This is a genomic window from Paenibacillus sp. PK1-4R (assembly GCF_030369595.1).
Classification (GTDB): Bacteria; Bacillota; Bacilli; order Paenibacillales; family Paenibacillaceae; genus Paenibacillus.
Genome location: NZ_CP126535.1, coordinates 6,925,829 through 6,945,990 on the forward strand (window position 1 = coordinate 6,925,829; position 20,162 = coordinate 6,945,990).

The following is a 20,162-nucleotide window of genomic DNA, read 5'->3' on the forward strand; positions in this document are numbered from 1 at the left end:
CTCATCACCCTATCGTTTTGATTTCGATATTGCCTCACGAAGCGGGAACGCCAGATCGATAATTCCGATAATCCGAAGCGGACCAATGAAGAAGACCGCAGCCGCCAGGAAATATGGTATAACCGGATTCCATTTCTTTGTATGTGAGAGAAAGAAGAAGAAACCGATCGCTTGAATCATGAAGCCCAGATTGATTAACGGCGACAGATTCATGGCAATCATAGTCCAGTATGTTCCATCACTTTGTCTGGAGATCACTTCAATCAACAGTGCGAGGAAATAATACCAGATCAACGCACGCGGCATACGCCATTCTCTCGCTGGTGGAAGTTTCGATACCACCATACCCATCACGTTCAGAATCGGACGAGCAATGGCGTGTGTAATAAAGGCCATTACCATCGATGTAACAACGAGAGCAAACGGAATCATAAGCTGTGTTTGTTTGGCAACATCCTCGGTCATCTCAGGTGTCCATGCAAACCCGTTGATCATCTGATTCGATGTATTGGTTAACGGTTCAATGGTCAATTTGACCACATCTTCAATATAACTGGACAGGTCGAATTGGAAAATGACACTGCCGACCAAGAGCAACAACAAGTATTCTGCCAACATCATGCCACTTCCCGCCATCAGGGCAAACAGGGCCGATTTGCGTGTTTTATACGCGTGACCCATAACGATCGCAGGCAGGGTAAAGATGAGCAGTAGTAGCAGATAGATGGGGTGGAATACGACCAAAATAACGGCTACGGGCACGAGATGCCATATAAATGATTTTAAAGATAATGAAGCATACAAAATAACTCCCGGAATCATCATAAAAAATATGGCAAGTACCGATAAAGGAGTTAACAGCGAAAGTAGCAAGAGCAGATAAACTGCGCTCCAAACAGCTGATTTAAAGCTAAATTTCAACAAATTCACCTCTTACGCATATGATCTTCTAGCGAGGAAATATCCTGGTACCAGTCTTCAAGCTGGTGACCTTCCTGTTTATGCTTTTTCAACTTCTCAACTAGCAGTGCATCCAGATCCTTGAAAGGAATACCGAGCCTGCGGCCCAATATGTAACTACTCATAATCAAACTGGCAAGACTGTCCCCGATTCGAGTTGTACTGCCTTCCCATAACGCCTTGAATAATCGGGATACCTGATCAAGCACTTCGGTTTTCAGCCATTCAATCACTTTAGCGCGTTTGGCTACATCCAGTTCTTTAGGCATTTGGCGAAAGTCACTCTCCCCCGAAAAAGCTTTATTCTCGATTATAGCATAAAAAGAGGGCCCGCAAAATTACCCCAAAAAGCGGAGAAGTTCTCCGAAACTGATGTCAGGTACTTATGCGGAGTCCTCCGTACATCCTATCGACCTATATAAATGTAAAAAACTTCGAATGCGCCCTTGGTTCAGGACTTCTTAAGTTTAACATGATACCGGACGGCTGTGATTATCCCTAATGACACAATAATGTTTAAATTCGTAACATCCTTACTTAGCCTTGATCGATTCTTTGGCTACAATGCCCTCGCAGTACTCAATAATCTGACTCCGTCTGACAATACCAATGAACCGATCCATATCATCGACCACAGGAACAAAGTTCTGAACTTTAGCCAGATTAATCAGGTCCTCCATGTTGGCATCAATGGATACGGGTTTAATATCCAAGCGAAGGGGAACGTCCTTGAGCAAGAACTTTGAAGCGTTTTCAAATGAAATCTTTCCCTCGGCATTCTTCATATACCACAGTAAGTCGCCTTCGGTAACCGTACCAATATATTTGCCCTCTTTATTCAAAATGGGTACCGCTGTAAAACGATGATATTCCATCCGTTCCAACGTTTGCCGCAGCGTAGAATCCGACGTCACGCACGTAACCTCTTGTTTGGGTAGCAAAAAAAATGCGATGTTCATACCCTTGTGTATCCTCCTTGTGAATTTCTTCGTTCAACTTATCTCGCTCAACTTATATTATACGGATCAGAACGCAGGATGTTCCAAAAGGATAATAGTTCTCACTACAAAGAAAAAAAACAGCAGCCCGCGAATAAACGTACTGCTGATTGTGGTCTACAACACATCATTGGTATGGAATTGGTTATTCAATCTTTTGCCGGTCAGGGATCATTACTTCACCGGCTGGGGTCGATTGATCCATCCAGTTGTTAATCAGCTCTTTGGCATATTGGACATCTTTCTCGTCAGCCTGACCATAATAGATACCGTCTTTTTTCATCCCCTCACCCAGAATGGTGAAGCTTGAAATCTGCGGTTTCTCCTGAGTAAGCACTTGTTTAGCCAGATCAATAATGAAAGAAGCTCGCATATCCGTCTGGAAGCTGTCTCCCATGATCTGAATCAATTCCGGGATTTTGGCGATTTGATTCAAATTCAGCATCTCATTCGCCATCGCGTTCAGGAAAATCTGCTGCCGCTTGGTACGATTAAAATCGCTATCCTCACGATATCTTACATAATACAGTGCTTCCTGCCCGTCATAGATCGGCTTACCGCCTTCAATCGTGAATTGCACATGATCCGGGTTCTTGTTTACAATGTCCTCATCAATTGGCAGTTTTACACCACCAAGCGCATCAACCACTTTTTTGATTCCGTCGAAGTTGATCGTTGCATAGTAACCCACATCAGCATCAAGAAATTTCTCCACGGTATTGATGGACATATTCTCCCCACCAAAAGCATAGGCATGCGCCAGCTTATCATAATCATCTACGCCGTCCTTGTTAGCATCCCGTCCCACAATCTGCACATACGTATCACGTGGAATGGATACCAGAAGCACGCGGGATTCCTTGGGACGTACTACAGCATAGATAACCGTATCCGAACGTCCGCGCGTCTTCTCATAGGCTCGTTTGTCCGAACCCAGCAGTAACACGGAGAAAGGTTCCTTACGATATACCGTTGGATCAGGCGTATTGTTGCCTTCTTGCGGTACATAAGAACGGGATAACTGATCTTCTACCGAACCGGCGAGAAACAGATCAAATGCCGCTACAGCCAGTTGCTGACGGAACAAATAACCTCCGATTAACAAAACAACAAGTGAAACGAGCGTTATATATAGGCCTTTTCTTCTTTTCTTCTTATCTTTAGTTCTGCTTTTCATCCATTGATTCCTTCTTCACTGTCAAAATGATACTGCCTACTATATAAGTTTCATCTAATATTTACACTAATAACGGAGAGGTCAGAAAAAACCTGAAGAAGTGTAGCTAAAAGCTTTCTGAAAGAAAGCTGCATCGAAAGCACACGCTTCGCCTTTATCACCGGATTTTTACCTTTGGAAAGGAAATCAAAAAATCTGGGGATAACAGCGATCGGAAGGTTATTCTGAACTCGCAGTGATGAAGTGTAACGATTCGTTCAACTTATATAATACCAATTAAACGTCTGGGATGCCTTGTGACTCGGTGTTCACTGAAGTTTTCTCTCTCTGGAATCAAGACACCGCTTACGCTCGTTCTATTGTAATCATTGCAGGAGCAAGAAAAGTTACAATCCGGTTAAATTGAAAAGAACAGCGACTCCTTTTTAGTTTCAAAAGGTACACTGTTCTCTTCATTTTCACATGCGATCCTATCCGTTCGTGGACACACTTTCCACATGTTGGCTCTTCTCTTTTTGACGCAGACGTCCCGTTATAAGCGCAGCTACCAGCGTAAGCACACTGAATACCACCGCAGACCAGAAAAGGCCATTATAACCCTGCCCTGTCGTTTGATGCACTGCCTGGAGCAACACATCACGGATACCTTCATCAGGAATCTGGGACAGGCCCTCTGTCAGACTGGAGACATCACTCCCTGAAGCTCCACCTGACGCATATTGCTCCAGCATCTCGGGCGGCACCTGAATTCCTTTGTCAGCGAATCCTGCCTGAATGTTGGACCCCAGATTAATGAAAGAACGTGCCAGGAATCCGGCAAAAATGGTAGGTGCAATAGCCATCGCCATCTGGCGGAATAACGAGCTGGTCGCTACCGCGATGCCTTTGTTGTTCTCCCCTGCCTGTTCTGTGACAAGTACGTTAACTGGCGCACCAAGCATCATGCCGAAGCCGATACCTACGAGCGTACTCGCGATGACAAATTGCCAGATATGCTCCACCCATAGCGGGAACAGCAGGAATCCAATCGCAGATAGCAGCCCCGCAACCGATAACGTCCAGATTGGACCTTTGCGGTCAACGAGGTATCCACCTCCACCTGCCCCGATGCCGGATGCCAGCGCAAGCGGAGTAAACCAGTACCCGGAAGCTGTATTGGATACGCCGAGATATTGCTCAACAAATCCGGGAATAAAGATCACCGAGGCCAGAATGGCTCCGGAGAAAAAGGCAATTAACAGCGTCCAGCGAAAGGACGCAATGCCCAGAAGCTGTGTCGATACAACAGGTTCACGTTCAGATCCTTCCAGCCTTTTTTCCATGAAGTAAAAGAGCACCAGAATGATCACACCTGCCAAGAAAAAGCCGTAGAACATCGGTGATCCCAGGCTTTGAAGCATGTTCACACCGTCCAGATTGCTGAAGCTATACATTAAACTGAGTACACCCAACGTTAGGACAGCAATACCGCTCCAGTCCACTGCTGCACGATTCAGTTCCTGCTCTTCCTGAATGAATCGAATACCTGCTATGAATAGCAGAATAGCGATAGGTACATTGATCAGAAATAACCAATGCCAGTTGCCAGTAAGATCCAGTATAAAAGCACCGACATTGGGTCCCAAAATAGCGGCAACACCATTCATACCTCCGAGCAGACCCAAAGCTGTACCCTGACGCTCCGCCGGGAACTTGCTTAATACGTATGAGCTGGCAATGATAAAGATCCCCCCGCCGCCCAAAGCTTGAATGACACGAGCAATCAGGAAAAAGGTAAACGATGTGCTCAGCGCGACGAGCAGGGACCCGATCCCAAACAACGCCACTTCAATCAAAAATAGTTTCTTGCGACCATAACGGTCCGACAGTTTGCCGGCAATAGGAACACTCACTGCAAGCCCCAGCGTGTAGAGCGTAATCGTCCATGCCCCCCACGTTGGCGACACACCAAATGATGCATTTAAGGTGGTCAGTGAAGAGGTGATGATCCCGTTATCCAGCGCCGCCATAAATACCCCTATGGCAAACAGGATTAGCGGCCATTTCATTTGTTTTTGCATCACATGTTACCTCCCGATCAGATCGTAAATTCAGTATCGTACAGTTGGTTTGGTACATATATATTAAACCGAATTGAATAATAATGACTCACTGGTCATTTTAAAACAAAAGAAAACCATATGTCAATTTAATAATATGGTTGTAAGGATCAAATTTTTCCTCTTATTCGATAAAATAGAGCTGCCATAGGTTCAGTCGAACCTGCGGACAGCCCTCATATCTTATCTAACGTACTAACGCTTGCGTAATGCTTCAATAATCTGGTCTGACTCGGTTTGTTTGACACGTGGATCAATGGCGCCCTGAAGGTCTCTTTGATGATGCCTATGTACGCCCTCTCATTTTGAGCCCGAAAACCCATAGTTGAACAACTTCCGAGTCTCCACAAAACGCCCTTCACGAGTATCTGTTCCAAATACAACTGATATCAGTCTTTTGCCATCACGTTCAGCTGTCCCCACAAAATGATATCCGGAATCTTCATCATACCCTGTCTTCAATCCGTCATTTCCATCATAAGCATACGGCCCACCAATGGAGGACAACATCCAGTTCGTGTTACTCATGTACATCCCTTTTTGGTGCATTGATACTTGCATTTGACTGGAGATTCTTAAAATCTCGGGATGGTTATTCAGCAGATATCGCGCAAGCTTGCATGCATCTATAGCCGTCATTAAGGTCTGCCCTTGTATATCCATCGGACGGTTAGGACCAAGCAGCTTTTCACTGAGGCCCGTTGAATTCGTGAATTGTGTATCCTCAGAAAGTCCAATCTGAGTTGCCTTCTGATTCATCTGTTGAACGAACTTCTGCTCTGTACCACTGATATGTTCAGCCAAAGCAACAGTTGCATCATTGGCTGAATAGACAGCTACGATCTCAAACAACTCCTGAACGGTGAATTGCTCTCCCTGTTTCAGGGTCAATTGACTGCCCCCAACGGAGCTAGCATATAGACTCACATTCACAAGATCATTCCAGCTTATATCACCATTGATCACAGCCTCCATCACAAGTAATTCTGTCATCAACTTACTGACGCCTGCCGGAGCGATCTCCTCGGAGCCGTTAAAGTCCATTAAGATCTGTTCAGAGTTCATATCCATTAATACCGCAGATTCAGCTTTAATTCCCGGTTTGCCTACCAGCATGTCCGGTTTCACACCCAAATATATAATGAGCAGCAGAGCCAGCAGCATTCCTGCCCGTTTCCACCATTTTTTCATAAGATGATCACCTCTTACCTATATAGACGAAGTAAAGAGGCATTTTGTCTGCACTTTTTTGAAAAAAAGTTAAATTTTTTTTATTTTTTGGTTACAAAAAAAACATGAACCCCATACACCCATGCCAGAGTGTACAGAATCCATGTTTTTAAAGACACTTTTTTCAATTTCCCAGGAGATTTCTTCATTATAATCTAGCAACCGGCTTCTTAAAGGACCCCAATCCTTACAGCTGCTAATTTAAGAATGTTTTACTGAGCTACAACTGCTTTGTCTGCATTAACTTGCAGGTCGCTCAGGTAAACGCCTGTTCCATCACCAATCGCATAGTTCATTACACGTTTGTTAACTGGCGCTACAACTGCACGATACAGTGTAGGGAATACAGGCACTTCATCTACCATGTATTGCTGCCATTGATTGTAGATCTCTTTACGCTTGTCTACATCGAATGCTTCAGCAGAGATACCTTGTGCCAGCAATTTGTCATTCTCTTCGCTGGAGAATCTGGAGAAGTTGTAGAGTGCATCACGACCATACAGACCAGATGGATCTACGTCAATACCAACGCCCCATGCGGCTTGATACACATCAATGTTTGGATCATCTTTACCTGTGTTACCTACACGGTCATAGAAGCTGTTGAACTCAACCATTTCCAGGTTTACTTTCAAACCAATAGCTGCCCATGATTGAACATAATAACGAGCCAATGGTTCAGCTGTGTCGCCACCTGTCATGGATACAAAGTTGATTTCGAGTGGTGTTCCATCCGGATTCGTACGGAATTCACCATCCAGTTTGTAACCAGCTTCGTCGAGCAATGCTTTCGCTGCTTCTGGATCATATGCTACACCCGGATTGTTGGAATCATGGAATTCTGGGTGAGATGGTGGAATCAGGGTTGTTGCATTCCAACGGAGGCCATTATAGAAACGTTTACCTACTTGATCGTTATCTACAGCCATCCACATTGCTTTACGCAAGTTTTTGTCGCCCATTTTTGCTTCGGCATTGCTTACAACTTTTCCGTTCTCTTCATCCCACGTACCCAGTTTGAAACCGATGTACGTATAAGCACGATCGATTGCGCCCAGGAATTCTACATTGGACAGGTTAGCATTATCTTTGTATTGATCTGTCGGGAATGCATCCACGAGGTCTACCCCGCCAGATTTCAGTTCTTGAACAACCGTTGTCGGGTTGATAACTTTCAGAGTCACTTTGTCCAGTTTAGGAGCTCCACGCCAGTAGTCTTCGTTCTTAACATAAGTTACAGACTCACCCGGAGTGATGACATCCACTTTAAATGGACCAAAACCAATTGGTTTTTCACGTACTTCTTTGGAAGAAGACATTTTTGCTACATCCATATCTCCGAAGATATGTTTAGCCAGTGGATACGTCCATACGCCACCTGTCAGCAGGGACGGAGTAGATTCTTTATACGTAATGCTGATTTGTTTGTCGCTCAGCACTTTAATACCAGAGATTGTTTTTGCTTTTCCAGCATGATACTCGTCCATACCTACTACACTAGTGAAGTTGGAGTCGTAACGAGGACCATCATAGCCTTTACTACCGATTACTTCATAAGCAAATTGCAGATCTTCAGCCGTTACTGGCTTACCATCATGCCAGTTCACATTGTCACGAATGGTCAGTGTGAACGTTTTGCCATCTTCAGATGTCTCATACGTTGCCGCACCATCGTTGGTATACACATAGTCTTTATCCCAAGTCAGCAAGCCTTCATCGAACCATTGAAGAACCTGTACATCCGGATTACCGGAATAGAAATTGTAGTTCAGTGTACCTTCAAAAGCAGTATCCGATACAAGTCCGAATGTAATCGATCCACCCTCGATCGCAGTACCCTCATTCGTTTTGACATTGTTGAAGTCTTCAATGGAGTAAACGCCCTCTTCATTAGCAGGTTTTTCCTCCGTTTTTCCCTCTTCTGTGTTGGAAGCTGGAGCTGGAGTAGCTGCTTCTTTCTCAGAGCACGCTGCGAGCACCAATACAAAGACCAACATCATCGTGAAAAATAGTCCCCGTGAAAATAATCCCTTTTTCATGAACCTTTCCTCCCTTTTTTTAACCTCTTCTTTGTCTTGCATCAGTCGCACGCTTTAGGGCTTGACCGACATTATTTATACTCAACATCAATACCAGAATCAGTACCGATGCGGGTAGCCATATCCACCATCTGGATTCCAGGGTTTGCGGATTACGTGCATAACTTACGAGTGTTCCAAGACTAGGCGTACTTTCCGGAAAACCAAATCCAAGGAAAGATAACCCTGATTCGAGGCCAATGTTGGCAGCGAGATTTAAGGTCATCGTTACGATGATAATGGAGCTCAGATTTGGAAGAACCTGTGAGAGCATAATCTTCAGATGAGAAGAGCCCAATGTTTTTGAAGCTTTTACATAATCCAGTTCCCGTTCCTGTAATGCTTTGGAGCGAATCAATCTGGCGATACCCATCCAAAGAAATGCCGTCATGATTAGAGAGAACGAGATGATATTGTATTTCGGTACTGCGGTAACAAACGCGATAACAATCATCAACATCGGAAGGATCATGAAGAAATCAACAACACGCATAAACAGGTTGTCTATCATTCCACCGAAATAACCGGATAAAAGGCCAATTAAGATACCTATGAAGCCAGTCATTAACGTTACGATAATTCCAATGGTCAGGGAGTTACGTGTACCGATGACCAGCTGGCCAAATACATCGCGACCTCCATAGTCCGTTCCTAACCAATATTTCGCGGATGGTGGTTCATATAAGGCAAACAGATCCACGCGTACGATATCATCCTGATTCAGAATGAGAGACGTGCCATATACTAGCAACATGACCAAGCCCAAGAAAATGAGCGAGATTAGTGCCACCTTATCTCTGACAAGCTCCCTCCATAAAATACTCAAGCTGGAGGGGCTTTTATCAACCTTTTGTGAAGTTACAACTACCTCGTTGGCCTTGCTCATCTTGTTTTCACCCCGAAATCTTCAAGTTCTTACTTGATCCGTATACGTGGATCTACAATTCCTAGAATTATGTCAGACAGCAATGCCCCGAGAATGGAAGCTACGCCATACAACAATACGAGTGCAGTCACAACGCTGAAGTCACGCAATGAGATGGAACTCAGGAACAACTGCCCCATACCTGGATAACTGAATATACTTTCAATAAATACCGTACCTCCGATAAGTCCTGTGATCTCATATCCAAAGAACGCGGCGATAGGTAATAGTGAATTCCTCAAGATATGCCTGTTGTATATCCGGGATTCCGAGGCACCTTTGGCTCTGGCAGTAATAACAAATTCCTTATGCTTGATATCAATGATTTCACTACGCAAATATTGAACCGTTGATACCGTAGTAATCAGTGCCATGGATAGTGCCGGCAATAATAGATGATAGAACTTACTCATTATGTAGCTGAATGTGCCTGGTGTAAGTCCTGGCGCAACGCTACCTCCTGTCGGGAACCAGCCGAAGTGAAATCCGAAGATCCATACCATCACCAGTGCGAAAATGAACAATGGTGCGGCAAAGCCCAGGTAGGTGTATCCCGTGATCAACCGATCAGACCAGGTATCGTTGTAACGACCACTGATGATACCCAGCGGAATAGCGATCAGGTAAGTCAGTACAAGTGTCGCCAGTGCCAGCCAGAATGTATTTGCTACACGCTGACCGATCAAGTCGGTAACCGGCATTTTGAAACGGAAGGATTGTCCAAAATCACCTTGGACGGCGTTTTTGATCCAGTCCCAATATTGCACGTACCAGGGATTATTCAATCCCAGTCTCTCTCGCTGGGCTTCCAATGCTTTGGGATCAACGCTTGGATCAAGCAATCCGGTTAGCGCGTCGCCCGGCATGGCCTTGGCCATCAGAAAGACCAAAAGACTTAGTAAAAAGATCTGAGGGATCATTATGATAATTCTGCGTACTATCGTTTTCCACATATGGCCTTCAACCTTTCTGAGGTAGAGCTACTCGGTGAGTATCGGAAATGGATTTGAGCGAGTATGCAAGCCCTTCCTCATCAAAGAAATTTCGGTATGAATGTTCATACTCGGATTTGACCTGTTGACGGAAGGCTACCATTTCCTCTCGTTTGGTTGGGTCCATATCCGGAATGGCTGCAATGAGACGTTTGGTATAGATGTGTTGTGGATTCTCAAAAATATCATTTGTTGTGCCCTGTTCCACATATCGACCTTTATACATAATTCCAATCTGATCACACATATGACGGATGATGCCCAGATCGTGACTGATGAACAGATAGGTCAGATTTAATTCTTTTTGAATTTCCTGCATGAAGTTGAGTACCTGGGCCTGTACCGATACATCGAGTGCAGATACAGGTTCATCCGCGATAATTAGCTTCGGCTTCAGTGCAATAGCCCGTGCAATGCCAATCCGTTGACGCTGTCCGCCGGAGAATTCATGCGGATATTTATAGATTGATTCCGGACTCAAGCCAACCTTTTCAAGTAATTCTCTTACTTGTCTTTTCTCCTCAGTAGCTGTCAGACGCTCATAGTTACGAAACGGCTCAGCGATAATATCGATAACCCGCTTCTTTGGATTCAGTGATGAATATGGGTCTTGAAAAATCATTTGTACATCCCGTTGGAGCTGCCTGTTCTTACGTCGCTCCGTAGCCAGATTTTTGCCGTTAAACAGTATCTTTCCGTCAGTGACATGGTTTAGCCCAATAATGGCTCTGCCTGTTGTTGTCTTACCTGAACCTGATTCGCCAACCAGACCATAGGTCTGCCCTTGTTCAATGGAGAAACTAACATCATCAACAGCCTTTACACTGCCAATTTCCCGTTTAAGCAATCCACCGCGAATCGGAAAGTGTATCTTGAGCCCTTCTACTTCGAGTAATGCCATTATGTTATTCCTCCTCAGCTTTGGTCAGGGAAATGAAAGTGCTGGTAACAGGTACACCGTACAAAGTGACCTGGTGCAATTTCATGCATCTGTGGGTTCTCTTCATGAGCCGATTCAGTAATCCATGGAATTCGGGCTTTGAATCTGCACCCTTTGCGAGGAAGATTTTTGAGCGATGGTACAATACCTTGGATGACATGCAATTTGGATCTTTCTTCAGACAGGGTGGGAATAGAATTCAACAGTGAGCGGGTATATGGATGCTTCGCATCGTTCATCAATGTGAAGATATCTGCGATCTCAACAATTTCGCCTGCATACATAACTGCAACGCGATCAGCCATCTCAGCTACGACACCCAGATCATGTGTAATCAGAATAATGCCTGCGTTAATTTCATTCTTCAGATCACGGATCAGCTCCAGAATCTGTAGTTGAATCGTAACGTCAAGCGCCGTCGTTGGTTCATCGGCTATAAGTAGTTCCGGTTTGTTGGCAATCGCAATGGCGATAACAATTCTCTGTCTCATACCACCAGATAATTCGTGGGGATACTGCTTGTATATTTGTTCGGGACGTGGAATCCCTACCTGATTCAATAAGTGAATGACCTTTTCTCTCTTCTCTCTGGAAGACAGCTTGGACTGATGAAGTGTGAGAATCTCTTCAATCTGTTCACCAATAATCATTAGAGGATTTAGTGCGGACAATGGGTCCTGAAAAATCATACCCATTTCTTTGCCGCGTAGCTTGTTCAACTTGCTTGGGGAGATGTTGGCAATATCTTGTCCTTTATAGAGAATCTGGCCTTCGATTTTTGCTTTGTTATGCAAACCCATAAGAGAGAATGCAAAAGCACTTTTACCTGACCCGGATTCACCTACAATCGCCAACACTTCATTTTTCTTCACCGTAAGGTTAACGTGATCCACTGCTGCATAATAGTCATCTTCAATTCTGAATGATGTTGTTAGATTTCTGACTTCCAATAGCTCTGTATTCAAATCAATCACCCTAACCCCATAATTTCCGTAGATTGTATTCGTGTGTAGAGGAATGCATCCACTGTATATTTCCAAGTTCTTGAAGATAACGAACAATAGCTTATACAAAATACCAAATTGTTAGGAGAAACAAGTTTAAGAGACTTATATTTAGACCATTGGTCAATTAATGTTGATAATTCCTAGCGGAATTATATATCAAAATAATTAATGTAATCATACGTGTAATTTTAGCTAACGTCAATGCTTATTTTGAGATTTTTGGTATAAATGTTTTTTATACTACAGATTTGGATATTAGTAATACTATAAAGGCATATAGCAGGGATTTTGAGAGGTGTTATCTTGTTTTTGGCTGGGAGGTGGACATAGGCAATTGGTCAAAATAACATATACATAACATAGTGGTTACATCTAGTGTATGTGTATGTTTTAATTTAAGTAGACATTCTTAATTTTGCGTGAGGTAAATGTTACATATATGAGTGGTGATTATATCTCGATCTATAGCTGAATTTTATTTAATCGGAGCCATTATGCTTACAAATGAAATAATCTGTGCGAGCAAAGTAAAAAATCTAGTTAATCTAGTATAGTTTTATTTATTTGCTAATGTAAAGACCAAATTGTCATCTTTTATCATTTATTTTACAAAAGAAAGAAAAAAGCCCTGCAAAATGCAGAGCTTATCTAATAATTATTCATTTAAATGTATATAAAATACTCTTTACTGAGAATCAGGAGGTCTTTTACCACGTTTTAACTCATTGATACTCAAGCCAAAATCCATCTGCAAGTGAGGATAGTCCGGAAAGTTTGCCCAGTCTCCCCCCCAAGTGAAACCTAACTCTTTGGCGAGATCCACAACTTCCATCCAGTCTGCCTTGCCATTCCCGTTATCATCACGTTCCATATCCCACACCACATCACCGTCAGGCGTCCTCAGTGCAAAATCAATTGCTAATCCGTAGTTATGATATGACTCACCACCACGTGCATTAGTAACGATATTGCCTGCGCTTGAGCGTCCTTGGTTGAATAGTGCATCTTGTTCCTCGGAACTTCGATAGCCGTGGGTGATGATAATCTCTATTCCACGTCTGGCTGCCTTACGTACCAATAAACTCTCATTCTCTGCTACCACAGGATGTAGGCCGGTAATTGGCAGAGCTTCTTGGATTGTTGTCCCGGGCCACATGTTATCTATATCACCTTTTTGCTGTAACCATACATATATAATGGAAAGTAAAAGAGTAGCTATAATCCAGGTTTTCAGACTGCTCTTTTTTCTCTGTTTGCCTTTACGTTTTGATGTATTCATATCCACTCCTGGTGTTTATTCTGAAATAAACAGCTATTCCTGCTGCCTGAACCTTTTCAGTAGATTAGACTCTATTATAATTCATTTGAGCCTTGAATGCTTCTATCACCATAGTATTGAATTCTTCCATTTGTTAGAGTGAATCTATTATTTCTATTACTTCTATTGATATATACAAAAAAGCAGCCGGCTATAAGCCGACTGCTTCGTATGCAAGCTGAGTAAAAACTACTCAGTTGTGTATGGCAATAATGCGATTTGACGGGAGCGTTTGATTGCAATCGTCAGCATGCGTTGATATTTAGCGCTAGTACCTGTTACACGGCGTGGCAAAATTTTTCCACGTTCGCTGATAAATTTACGAAGCAAGTCCGTATCTTTATAATCGATGTGAGTAATTTTGTTAGCTGTGAAGAAGCACACTTTACGACGTTTATTACGGCCGCCACGACGTGCCGGTCTTTTATCGTTGTCTCCGCCTTCTCTTTGCTTGAAGCCCATGCTTTTCAGTCCTTTCCTATCATGTAACCCATATCTCCTAAGAGTATCAGTTCATGTTAAAATGGCAAATCATCATCCGATATATCAATCGGTTTTCCGTCATCGGAAAAAGGATCCTGATTGTTGCTACGCGAATTATTGTTATTGTTCGCGCGTCCGCCGCCTCCATAAGAAGGCTCTTCACGCATTGGTTGCCCACCGCCGCCACCGCTATTATCACGGTTAGCTGACTCCAAGAAACGGACATTATCGGCAATGACTTCGGTCACGTATACACGTTTTCCTTCGTTATTCTCGTAGTTCCGTACTTGAATGCGTCCTTCGACTGCAGCCAGGCGTCCTTTGCGCAAGTAGTTCGCACAGGTCTCGGCAAGCTGTCTCCAGGTTACGACCGGAATGAAATCGGCTTCCTTTTCTCCCCCTTGGCTTGTAAACGGTCTGTCCACTGCCAAAGTAAATTGCGTAACTGCCACTCCTGCTGGAGTGTAACGCAACTCAGGATCCCGGGTTAACCGGCCGATCAGAATGACACGGTTCAACAATGTAATCCCCTCCTTCAGAGCGTATTGGTGCGTTAATCACGAGTAGTCTTAAGCAGACTTAACGTCGTTGGTAATGAGATAACGAATTACTTCGTCAGAAATCTTCATGAGACGCTCAAGTTCAGTTACAACTGCTGGTTCAGCAGTGAAATGTACCAGAACATAAAAACCATCACGGAATTTCTTGATCTCATACGCAAGACGGCGTTTACCCATAACGTCGTGAGCTGTAACTTCACCACCGCCGTTGGAGATGATGCCTTGGAATTTATCGACTGTAGCTTGAACAACTTCTTGCTCAATGTCAGGACGAATAATGTACATCACTTCATATTTGCGCATAATTTTCACCTCCTTATGGACTCTGGCCCTCAATCTAGGTTGAGAGCAAGGAACGAGCACAAACTCGAACTATATTAATATAACAAATACCGAGTTAAAGTGCAAGCAAACGTTCCCTGTACATATTGGCACATGATCAGCCCGGCTATGGAGCACACTACAGAAGCAACAAAGTAACATAATCTGCAGAGGAGGTTTTATCATGGGTGAAAAAACCGAGTTTGAACCAGGAGACAAAGCCCCAAACGATGGAGAGTACACGGAAGTTGGGGAAAAAAGCTTTGTCACGGAAATTCAGAACCCTAAGCGGGTAACGCTGCAAAAAGGTGAAGCTTTTCCCGAAACAAGCAATCATAATCGCAAGTGGAAGAAACTGACCAAAGCCCGCGTCCATTAATCGCAATACTTTTTACGATCCATGTATATAAAACGAAATAAAGCACATAATACAATCAGGCGGTGCACGAGAGAGGTGTGGTTCCGTTGGACAACGAAGCCGATCATTCGCTGTTGGAGATTCATCACGTAATCTAAGAAGCAAGTGGTTATGTGTTGTAAGGCCCTTCGTCTGAAGCACGCGTATTGCTACGTGCAGTACACCAAGTTTCTGATTGTTACGACCGATTGTTTCCTAACAAACAAATGCACCGCCGGATAAAGAGCCCTTAGGGGCTCTTTATTTTTTGTTTTGGTCATTAATGATGCCTTTGATATGGCTACATGTTCAATACATGTTCAATAAAACGTTATACAAAAAAAGACTTTCCTAATGGAAAGTCTTCTTATCGATCTTTTTATTAAGCTCAATGTGTATTGAGTAAGTTACAATTGAAGTGGCGGAAAGGGTGGGATTCGAACCCACGCACGCTGTGACACGCCTAACTGATTTCGAGTCAGCCCCCTTGGGCCTCTTGGGTACCTTTCCGCAGCAATATTGATTATAGCATGATCATTTACAGAACGCAATACTCCTACGGAGCCTACATGTAAACGTTATTACGCGTACTGCATACCGAATTATTGCAAGATCAGGATTCAGTGGAATCTTCGGCTGAGCGCAATACCTTCTTCATGTTTTTCTCAAATTTCGCTCTTGGAATCAACACGCTATGTTTACATCCGACACACTTGATCCGAATATCCATACCCATACGAATGATCTCCATCTCATTGCTGCCACAGGGATGCTGCTTCTTCATCTGCACGATATCCCCAAGCTGGAAACTTTTACGCTCCACCTGTGCCATCCCCCTCATCTTTCTCCAAAGCTACTGCCTGTTCCAATGCTGCTTGATGACTCATCTCATGATACTCCAGCGTTTTCTTCACATCGCCCTGAATCTGACGTTCCACAGACGCACGAGAGTTAGGCATACATTCGGCTACAATTCGAACCACATACTCTGACGTAGACATCGACTGTATACCGAGTACATCCGGTACCTTCACAATATTTAGATCACGCTCTTCAATCCCAACCAAAGACTTCTTCACCAGGTGTACAGACTCATCGAGACTCAAGTCCGCCTTCATCGGAATATCCACTACAGCCAGCGAATTTGACATGGAGTAGTTCGTTACACTTGCAATCGCCCCGTTCGGGATAATGTGCACCTCACCTTGCCAGCTGACCAGTTTGGTAGTTCTAAGACCAATCACCTCAACCGTTCCCTTGTAGGTTCCCGTCTGAATAACATCCCCCACAGCGAATTGATCCTCCAATATAATGAAGAAACCCGTAATAACATCCTTGACCAAACCCTGTGCACCGAAACCAATGGCAAGCCCGAGCACACCGGCACTCGCGAGTAGCGGCCCAACTTGGATATTGATCTCAGATAACAGTAGCAGAATCATAATAAAATTACATGTTATGGAGGTCGCATTTTTCAACAGTTCCCCTACGGTTACGAATCTGCGCGGATTCACGCGAATCTTGCCTTCCTGCTTGCGTTCCATGGAACGATCTATAATCCGATATACCACCTTAATGACAATACGGGTGATGATAAAAATAATGATAATCCGAATTGAGCTGAACATAATGTTAAGCCACATATCCGGATCTGCAATTTTGTTCCAGACTTTATCCGTCCAACGAAGGGCTTCATTTACAGCACCAGCAGCACCGGTCTCATCCCCTTGAGCAAACTGAAATGACAACATTCATCATGCCTCCTCTACATCGGTATGTTATCATAGCTGTCTTCTGTTTTGAAATAGAGGCCTCGGATCTCTACGAACTCGTTACGAATGATCTTTTGCACTCGCTCCAGATCCTCTTTTGGAAACTGGATACATAGCGCACACCCTGCTGTAATTTCTTTTGGCGTAGGGAACAAATCAATTTCTATCTCGGCAAACTCCAGCAGCATTTCAGCACGCAGTGCCTGCTGGGTTGAATCAAATGCAATCAGCATCCAATCGTTAATCCATTCGTCCATGTTCGTCTCCTTTCGCCATACGTCCAACCCTAGAGAAAAAGCTTGTCCTCGTGAAGTATAAAACGCTCTACCTTTCCATATACTGTTACTACTATTCCAAGGGAAAGGATAGATCCTATGAATCCTACTTCGCGTTCCTTTTCATCACAAGACATGACCAGTTTGAAAATCCCCCATACCGATCCAGGTATTCACTCGGCCATTACCCATCGTTTAATGTTCCATCTCTATAAAGCCCATTCTCTGCAAAATGTAGTGATTGTCTGCATCGGCACAGATCGCTCAACAGGCGACTGCCTTGGTCCTCTGGTCGGATCAGCCCTTTCCAAGTGGGACAGCCCTTTATTCCATCTATATGGTACCTTGGATGAACCAGTCCATGCGATGAACCTGCAAGATACACTCCACAACATACAGAAAACACACCATAACCCTTATGTGATTGGCATTGATGCCTGTCTCGGACAATCATCCAGTGTGGGATGCATTCAAGTTGTAAATGGTCCACTCAAGCCGGGTGCGGGGGTAAATAAAGAATTACCGCCGGTCGGCGATATCCATCTGACAGGTATCGTTAACGTCGGCGGCTTTATGGAATACTTTGTTCTACAGAACACACGGCTCAGTCTTGTTATGCGCATGTCCGAGATTATATCCAGCAGTCTGTACTCGGCCATTCGGGAATGGCATACACGTTCTACTCTGCTTGCTGTGCCAGAGTAATAGCTTCCTTTTCCTCTGGGGACAGAGTATACGTGGACTCTCCCCCTTTAAGAGGTTTGGCATATACGTAAGAACCGTCACGGTTATATATCCCCGTAAGGATCATGCCATCCTGGCTATCATTAATCATGGCCATTGAGAAGCTCAGATCACTGCCACGCTCTCCATAAGCATTGTATCTTTTCACGCCAACTTTACCTTGAATGCGGGTCAGCTTTTGCATGACAACTTGCAGCTGATTCGTTTGCAGTTTGTGTTCATCCTCAATGCTGTCCATCTGAATTTTCAGATTAATCAGCAACGATTCCAGGTCCTCTACTCCACTGCCAGCCATCATGGCTTCATATTTACGTTTAAACTTTCGTAACTTTGCCCCTTGAACAATACTCACAATCAGCAAGATCACCGTAAGTAATGCCATTCCGCCAATAATCCATAACAGCTGCTCCAGAATCAGCTCGTTTAATTCAGCCATGTAATTGCAACTACCCCTCTATATTTTTGATCAGATTAACGTCTGTCCTGTAATATTATCATTCATTATAAATCAACCCGATATCCATAAGCTTAATCAAGCAATCCTGTATCAAATGAGTTCATCATTTCAACTCTAATCTAGTCTGCCCCAGTCAATTCCAACACTGCCTTAACGAGTGCTTCCACATGTACTCTAGTTGAATTGTATCCCACACTGGCCCTTACTGCTCCGGTAGCGGTTGTACCAGCAGATTCGTGTGCAAGCGGTGTACAATGAAAACCGGAGCGTACCGCAATCCCATAATTCCGATCTAATCGGAAGGCGAGTTGCGCCGAATCATACCCATCTACAGTAAAAGATACTAATCCGGTACGAGGCTGTCCAATCTCTGGACCAAGCATTCGAATGCCTTTAACGGATGACAGCCCATCCATTATGTGTTGGGTCAGTTCCCAATCGTGTTGGTAGATGAACGCGGGTGTCATCTCAAGTACATGCTTCACACCCGCATTCAGCCCTGCGATCCCGACTGTATTCGGCGTCCCCGCTTCATACCGATCAGGACGCACCTTTGGCTGCTCCAGAGCTTCTGACTGACTTCCTGTTCCTCCATGAAGTAAAGGCTCTATATCGAGCTCTGGCGCAATGTACAAGCCCCCTGTACCCTGAGGACCAAGCAGTCCTTTATGCCCTGGAAAAGCCAACATATCAATGCCCAATTGTTGTACATTCACAGGCATAACCCCAGCACTCTGAGCCGCATCTACCAATAAGATCGCCCGATGTTTACGACACAGGAGCGAAATTTCTCCAATAGGAAGAATACTGCCAAGCAGATTGGAACTATGTGTACATACCACCAATCTGGTATTCGAACGAAACATACGTTCCATTTGCATCAGATCAATGGCTCCCGCAGCATTAACAGGTACATAATCAATCTCTACATTTCGGAGTCTTCGCATGTACTCCAGTGGTCGTCTGACTGAGTTATGTTCAGCCATGGTGGCAATCACATGGTCGCCCTCTCTAAGCGAGCCTTGAATAGCTAGATTTAGCGCTTCTGTCGTATTTGATCCGAATGCAATATCGTTCGCATTTTTGATTCCAAAAATATCGGATAAGGATTTTCTCGCCTCGAACAATACACGACTTGCCTGAACAGCCATGCGGTGACTTCCTCTGCCAGGATTGGCTCCGGCAATCTCCAATGCACTCAACATCGCATCACCGACAGCAGGTGGTTTGGGCCAAGATGTTGCTGCATGATCTAGATAGATAACTCCCTCCACCTCACAACCACCTCTGTCCCATAAATTAATAATTCGCCTGCACATATCGCACATATAACCCTATAAACAAAGAATGACATATCGTTTCTCCATGGTACAGAGGCGATATGTCATGACATGAGTAAGCCCCGCATGTTGTTAATGAATCATAGACC

The 20,162-nt window shown here is 44.1% G+C and carries 22 protein-coding genes and 1 tRNA gene; 2 read left to right on the plus strand and 21 right to left on the minus strand.

What is annotated here, in order from left to right:
- Nucleotides 1–9: 9 nt before the first annotated feature.
- The 15 genes from QNO02_RS30075 to rpsF form a co-directional block, all read right to left on the minus strand.
- Nucleotides 10–921, minus strand: a complete 912-nt coding sequence (locus tag QNO02_RS30075; protein ID WP_289390786.1) for a DUF2232 domain-containing protein — start codon at nt 919–921, stop codon at nt 10–12.
- A 5-nt stretch (nt 922–926) separates the two neighbouring features.
- The gene (locus QNO02_RS30080; RefSeq protein ID WP_036611930.1) at nt 927–1,229 is read right to left on the minus strand and encodes a MazG-like family protein; all 303 of its coding nucleotides are present in this window, start codon (nt 1,227–1,229) and stop codon (nt 927–929) included.
- A gap of 264 nt (nt 1,230–1,493) precedes the next feature.
- The gene (locus QNO02_RS30085; protein WP_091035263.1) at nt 1,494–1,919 is read right to left on the minus strand and encodes a CBS domain-containing protein; all 426 of its coding nucleotides are present in this window, start codon (nt 1,917–1,919) and stop codon (nt 1,494–1,496) included.
- 184 nt (nt 1,920–2,103) lie between these two features.
- Nucleotides 2,104–3,135, minus strand: a complete 1,032-nt coding sequence (locus QNO02_RS30090; RefSeq protein ID WP_289390787.1) for an LCP family protein — start codon at nt 3,133–3,135, stop codon at nt 2,104–2,106.
- A gap of 470 nt (nt 3,136–3,605) precedes the next feature.
- Nucleotides 3,606–5,195: an MFS transporter gene (locus QNO02_RS30095; protein ID WP_289390788.1), complete on the minus strand. Its 1,590-nt coding sequence runs from the start codon at nt 5,193–5,195 to the stop codon at nt 3,606–3,608.
- A gap of 339 nt (nt 5,196–5,534) precedes the next feature.
- Nucleotides 5,535–6,425, minus strand: coding sequence for a D-alanyl-D-alanine carboxypeptidase family protein (locus tag QNO02_RS30100; protein ID WP_091035257.1), 891 nt, complete (start codon nt 6,423–6,425; stop codon nt 5,535–5,537).
- A gap of 251 nt (nt 6,426–6,676) precedes the next feature.
- Nucleotides 6,677–8,503 (minus strand): oligopeptide ABC transporter substrate-binding protein, encoded by a 1,827-nt coding sequence (locus QNO02_RS30105; RefSeq protein ID WP_289390789.1) that lies wholly within the window; start codon nt 8,501–8,503, stop codon nt 6,677–6,679.
- A gap of 19 nt (nt 8,504–8,522) precedes the next feature.
- A complete protein-coding gene (locus tag QNO02_RS30110) occupies nt 8,523–9,428 on the minus strand; it encodes an ABC transporter permease (protein ID WP_036611941.1) in 906 nt (301 codons plus the stop codon).
- Between the two features lie 29 nt (nt 9,429–9,457).
- Nucleotides 9,458–10,420, minus strand: coding sequence for an oligopeptide ABC transporter permease (gene opp4B, locus QNO02_RS30115; RefSeq protein WP_221820232.1), 963 nt, complete (start codon nt 10,418–10,420; stop codon nt 9,458–9,460).
- A 7-nt stretch (nt 10,421–10,427) separates the two neighbouring features.
- Entirely contained in the window at nt 10,428–11,360 is a 933-nt protein-coding gene (locus QNO02_RS30120; protein ID WP_074092894.1) for an ABC transporter ATP-binding protein, read from the minus strand.
- A gap of 14 nt (nt 11,361–11,374) precedes the next feature.
- Nucleotides 11,375–12,364, minus strand: a complete 990-nt coding sequence (locus QNO02_RS30125) for an ABC transporter ATP-binding protein (protein ID WP_289390790.1) — start codon at nt 12,362–12,364, stop codon at nt 11,375–11,377.
- 727 nt (nt 12,365–13,091) lie between these two features.
- Entirely contained in the window at nt 13,092–13,685 is a 594-nt protein-coding gene (locus QNO02_RS30130; protein WP_289390791.1) for a M15 family metallopeptidase, read from the minus strand.
- 228 nt (nt 13,686–13,913) lie between these two features.
- Nucleotides 13,914–14,186, minus strand: coding sequence for a 30S ribosomal protein S18 (gene rpsR / locus QNO02_RS30135; protein ID WP_017691433.1), 273 nt, complete (start codon nt 14,184–14,186; stop codon nt 13,914–13,916).
- A 56-nt stretch (nt 14,187–14,242) separates the two neighbouring features.
- Complete coding sequence (ssb, locus tag QNO02_RS30140; RefSeq protein WP_017691432.1) at nt 14,243–14,728, minus strand: single-stranded DNA-binding protein; 486 nt, start codon at nt 14,726–14,728, stop codon at nt 14,243–14,245.
- A 48-nt stretch (nt 14,729–14,776) separates the two neighbouring features.
- Nucleotides 14,777–15,070 carry a 30S ribosomal protein S6 gene (gene rpsF, locus QNO02_RS30145; RefSeq protein ID WP_036611944.1) on the minus strand — a complete coding sequence of 98 codons (294 nt, stop codon included), beginning with the start codon at nt 15,068–15,070 and terminating at the stop codon, nt 14,777–14,779.
- A gap of 202 nt (nt 15,071–15,272) precedes the next feature.
- Here rpsF and QNO02_RS30150 point away from each other — a divergent pair, with 202 nt between their 5' ends.
- Nucleotides 15,273–15,467, plus strand: coding sequence for a YjzC family protein (locus tag QNO02_RS30150; protein ID WP_036671877.1), 195 nt, complete (start codon nt 15,273–15,275; stop codon nt 15,465–15,467).
- 437 nt (nt 15,468–15,904) lie between these two features.
- On the opposite strand, the gene QNO02_RS30155 is transcribed toward QNO02_RS30150, so the two are convergent.
- From QNO02_RS30155 to QNO02_RS30170, 4 genes are all read right to left on the minus strand, one after another.
- Nucleotides 15,905–15,995 (minus strand) — tRNA-Ser (locus tag QNO02_RS30155).
- A gap of 103 nt (nt 15,996–16,098) precedes the next feature.
- Nucleotides 16,099–16,308 carry a DUF951 domain-containing protein gene (locus tag QNO02_RS30160; RefSeq protein ID WP_036611950.1) on the minus strand — a complete coding sequence of 70 codons (210 nt, stop codon included), beginning with the start codon at nt 16,306–16,308 and terminating at the stop codon, nt 16,099–16,101.
- Nucleotides 16,298–17,236 carry a mechanosensitive ion channel family protein gene (locus tag QNO02_RS30165; protein ID WP_289390792.1) on the minus strand — a complete coding sequence of 313 codons (939 nt, stop codon included), beginning with the start codon at nt 17,234–17,236 and terminating at the stop codon, nt 16,298–16,300. Before QNO02_RS30165 ends, QNO02_RS30160 begins: the two co-directional genes overlap by 11 nt.
- A gap of 14 nt (nt 17,237–17,250) precedes the next feature.
- Nucleotides 17,251–17,514 (minus strand): putative Se/S carrier protein, encoded by a 264-nt coding sequence (locus QNO02_RS30170; RefSeq protein WP_017691427.1) that lies wholly within the window; start codon nt 17,512–17,514, stop codon nt 17,251–17,253.
- A gap of 117 nt (nt 17,515–17,631) precedes the next feature.
- Here QNO02_RS30170 and yyaC point away from each other — a divergent pair, with 117 nt between their 5' ends.
- Complete coding sequence (gene yyaC, locus QNO02_RS30175) at nt 17,632–18,237, plus strand: spore protease YyaC (RefSeq protein ID WP_036611957.1); 606 nt, start codon at nt 17,632–17,634, stop codon at nt 18,235–18,237.
- Here yyaC and QNO02_RS30180 read toward each other — a convergent pair.
- Both QNO02_RS30180 and QNO02_RS30185 read right to left on the minus strand, forming a co-directional pair.
- Nucleotides 18,212–18,712: a DUF4446 family protein gene (locus QNO02_RS30180; protein ID WP_036671879.1), complete on the minus strand. Its 501-nt coding sequence runs from the start codon at nt 18,710–18,712 to the stop codon at nt 18,212–18,214. The genes yyaC and QNO02_RS30180 overlap by 26 nt on opposite strands.
- A 140-nt stretch (nt 18,713–18,852) precedes the next feature.
- Nucleotides 18,853–20,007 (minus strand): aminotransferase class V-fold PLP-dependent enzyme, encoded by a 1,155-nt coding sequence (locus QNO02_RS30185; RefSeq protein ID WP_289390793.1) that lies wholly within the window; start codon nt 20,005–20,007, stop codon nt 18,853–18,855.
- Nucleotides 20,008–20,162: the final 155 nt, after the last annotated feature.

Excerpts from the sequence above, each read along its gene's own strand:
- QNO02_RS30080 (WP_036611930.1), bottom strand. The coding sequence starts at position 1,229 with ATGCCTAAAGAACTGGATGTAGCCAAACGCGCTAAAGTGATTGAATGG.
- QNO02_RS30085 (WP_091035263.1), bottom strand. The coding sequence starts at position 1,919 with ATGAACATCGCATTTTTTTTGCTACCCAAACAAGAGGTTACGTGCGTG.
- QNO02_RS30090 (WP_289390787.1), bottom strand. The coding sequence starts at position 3,135 with ATGAAAAGCAGAACTAAAGATAAGAAGAAAAGAAGAAAAGGCCTATAT.
- QNO02_RS30095 (WP_289390788.1), bottom strand. The coding sequence starts at position 5,195 with ATGCAAAAACAAATGAAATGGCCGCTAATCCTGTTTGCCATAGGGGTA.
- QNO02_RS30100 (WP_091035257.1), bottom strand. The coding sequence starts at position 6,425 with ATGAAAAAATGGTGGAAACGGGCAGGAATGCTGCTGGCTCTGCTGCTC.
- QNO02_RS30105 (WP_289390789.1), bottom strand. The coding sequence starts at position 8,503 with ATGAAAAAGGGATTATTTTCACGGGGACTATTTTTCACGATGATGTTG.
- QNO02_RS30110 (WP_036611941.1), bottom strand. The coding sequence starts at position 9,428 with ATGAGCAAGGCCAACGAGGTAGTTGTAACTTCACAAAAGGTTGATAAA.
- opp4B (WP_221820232.1), bottom strand. The coding sequence starts at position 10,420 with ATGTGGAAAACGATAGTACGCAGAATTATCATAATGATCCCTCAGATC.
- QNO02_RS30120 (WP_074092894.1), bottom strand. The coding sequence starts at position 11,360 with ATGGCATTACTCGAAGTAGAAGGGCTCAAGATACACTTTCCGATTCGC.
- QNO02_RS30130 (WP_289390791.1), bottom strand. The coding sequence starts at position 13,685 with ATGAATACATCAAAACGTAAAGGCAAACAGAGAAAAAAGAGCAGTCTG.
- rpsR (WP_017691433.1), bottom strand. The coding sequence starts at position 14,186 with ATGGGCTTCAAGCAAAGAGAAGGCGGAGACAACGATAAAAGACCGGCA.
- rpsF (WP_036611944.1), bottom strand. The coding sequence starts at position 15,070 with ATGCGCAAATATGAAGTGATGTACATTATTCGTCCTGACATTGAGCAA.
- QNO02_RS30150 (WP_036671877.1), top strand. The coding sequence starts at position 15,273 with ATGGGTGAAAAAACCGAGTTTGAACCAGGAGACAAAGCCCCAAACGAT.
- QNO02_RS30165 (WP_289390792.1), bottom strand. The coding sequence starts at position 17,236 with ATGTTGTCATTTCAGTTTGCTCAAGGGGATGAGACCGGTGCTGCTGGT.
- QNO02_RS30170 (WP_017691427.1), bottom strand. The coding sequence starts at position 17,514 with ATGGACGAATGGATTAACGATTGGATGCTGATTGCATTTGATTCAACC.
- yyaC (WP_036611957.1), top strand. The coding sequence starts at position 17,632 with ATGAATCCTACTTCGCGTTCCTTTTCATCACAAGACATGACCAGTTTG.
- QNO02_RS30180 (WP_036671879.1), bottom strand. The coding sequence starts at position 18,712 with ATGGCTGAATTAAACGAGCTGATTCTGGAGCAGCTGTTATGGATTATT.